The sequence below is a fragment of the Pseudomonas sp. BS-2016 genome (assembly GCF_001806145.1).
GTDB lineage: Bacteria > Pseudomonadota > Gammaproteobacteria > Pseudomonadales > Pseudomonadaceae > Aquipseudomonas > Aquipseudomonas lundensis.
Genome location: NZ_MLCT01000188.1, coordinates 1 through 2,161 on the forward strand (window position 1 = coordinate 1; position 2,161 = coordinate 2,161).

Sequence of the window (2,161 nt, forward strand, 5' to 3'; positions counted from 1 at the left end):
GGGCTGTCTTATAGCCGTAGGGTTGCAACACAGCTGGACGCCGTGGAGCGCGACACCTTGTCGGTAATGGGCCAGCAAGGCGCCAATGTGATCGAACTGGCGGTGGTGCCCACCTTCGGCACGCAGTGGCTGATCCCACGCCTGAAGGACTTTCAACATCAGCACCCGGAAGTCACGGTGAACCTGACGAACCGCACACGCCCCTTCCTGTTCGCCGATACCGAGTTCGATGCGGCGATCTACTTCGGAGATGCCGATTGGTCGGGTACGCAATCCCACAGGCTGATGGGCGAAAACCCAGTACCGGTCTGCAGCCCGCGCTTACTCGGCGACCGCACGCACTTCACCCCTCAACAGATCGCCGAGCTGCCACTGCTGCAGCAGACCACACGCCCCTACGCCTGGCGCCAATGGTTCAACGCCCAACAACTGAGCATCCCTCGCGACATGACAGGCCCTCGATACGAGCTATTCTCGATGCTGTCTCAAGCGGCCATGCATGACATGGGCATCGCACTGATCCCTCCTTTCCTCATCCAGCAGGAGCTGAAGGAGCAACAATTGGTAATCGCCAGCACTGAAGCACTGACCAGCGAAAAGGCTTATTACCTGATGATTCCTGACAGAAAGGTCGAATCTGCCTCTCTGCATGCATTCAGGGACTGGCTGGTCGACCAGTCAAGACGCTACAACCCAAGTAAATGAAGGACAAAGCGCAATTACTGACTTTGTAGTCAAATAAATTAAGAGCCTACAGATGTACGTATATGTCGCATTTAAACAGGCTGTACTTGTCAGCCAAAAATAAGGCTAAAAGCCATGTATTTCATGGCTCGTAGCGACTCTTACCGGTCAATGCACGACTATTCACACTGGCAATGGAAAAACGGACCGAAAACGCCTGAACGCCTTTAAAGACCTGTATTTAAAGAGGTTATTTCAGCCTGTTGCGACAATCAGTCACAGGGTGACTTGTAGTTAATTTTTCGTCACCCGTCATAATCCCTTGATGGCCGTAAAGTTCGCCTGCAAAATGCCGCGCCCCGCTGTCATTTCAGCGGGATCGTGCTGATCGGCCGCCCCAGTTGCGCCACTCGCGGTGCACTGGCCTTTTTACAAAAAGATCAAAAGCAAAAAGATCATGCAGGAGATTTGACGTGCACATTGGTGTTCCTCTCGAAACCCAGACCGGTGAAACGCGGGTGGCTGCCACCCCGGAAACCATCAAGAAGCTGATCGGCCAGGGCCATAAGGTCACTGTACAAAGCGGCGCAGGCATCAATGCCAGCATCGTCGACAGTGCCTATGAAACGGCAGGCGCTACCATTGGCAGCGCCAACGACGCATTTGGCGCCGAGCTGATTCTCAAAGTGGTTGCCCCCAGCGACAGCGAACTTGCGCTGATCAAAAGTGGCACCGTATTGGTGGGCATGCTCAATCCGTTCAGCAACGAAACCATCGCCAAGCTCGCCGAGCGCGGCATCACCGCCTTCGCCCTGGAAGCCGCGCCGCGCACGTCACGCGCTCAAAGCCTTGATGTGCTGTCTTCGCAAGCCAACATCGCCGGTTACAAGGCCGTGTTGCTGGCCGCTCATCACTACCCGCGCTTCATGCCGATGCTGATGACTGCTGCCGGCACTGTAAAAGCCGCACGCGTACTGATCCTTGGCGCCGGTGTGGCGGGCCTGCAAGCCATCGCCACGGCCAAGCGCCTGGGCGCGGTGATCGAAGCGTCCGACGTACGCCCGGCGGTTAAGGAGCAGATCGAATCCCTGGGCGCCAAGTTTGTCGACGTTCCCTACGAAACCGATGAAGAGCGTGAATGCGCCGTCGGTGTCGGGGGCTACGCACGCCCGATGCCCACCAGTTGGATGCAACGCCAGGCCCTGGCCGTGCACGAACGCGCCAAACAGGCCGATATCGTCATCACCACCGCCCTCATCCCGGGCCGCAAGGCGCCGACCCTGCTCAGCGCCGATACCGTGGCGCAGATGAAACCCGGCTCGGTGGTCATCGACCTCGCCGCTGCCCAGGGTGGCAACTGCCCGCTGACCGTGGCCGACCAGGTCGTGGTGGAAAACGGCGTGATCATCTGCGGCCCGACCAACCTGGCGGGCGCTGTCGCCGCCGATGCGTCGGCCTTGTATGCGCGCAACCTGCT

2 protein-coding genes are annotated in these 2,161 nt (G+C 58.2%); both read left to right on the forward strand.

Translation table 11 applies throughout. The features are described from left to right. Positions 1–705, forward strand: a 705-nt coding sequence (locus BKD70_RS23620) for a LysR substrate-binding domain-containing protein (RefSeq protein ID WP_070415508.1), incomplete at its 5' end; no start/stop codon positions are given. A 452-nt stretch (positions 706–1,157) separates the two neighbouring features. Continuing rightward, positions 1,158–2,161, forward strand: a 1,004-nt coding sequence (locus BKD70_RS23625) for a Re/Si-specific NAD(P)(+) transhydrogenase subunit alpha (RefSeq protein ID WP_070415509.1), incomplete at its 3' end; no start/stop codon positions are given.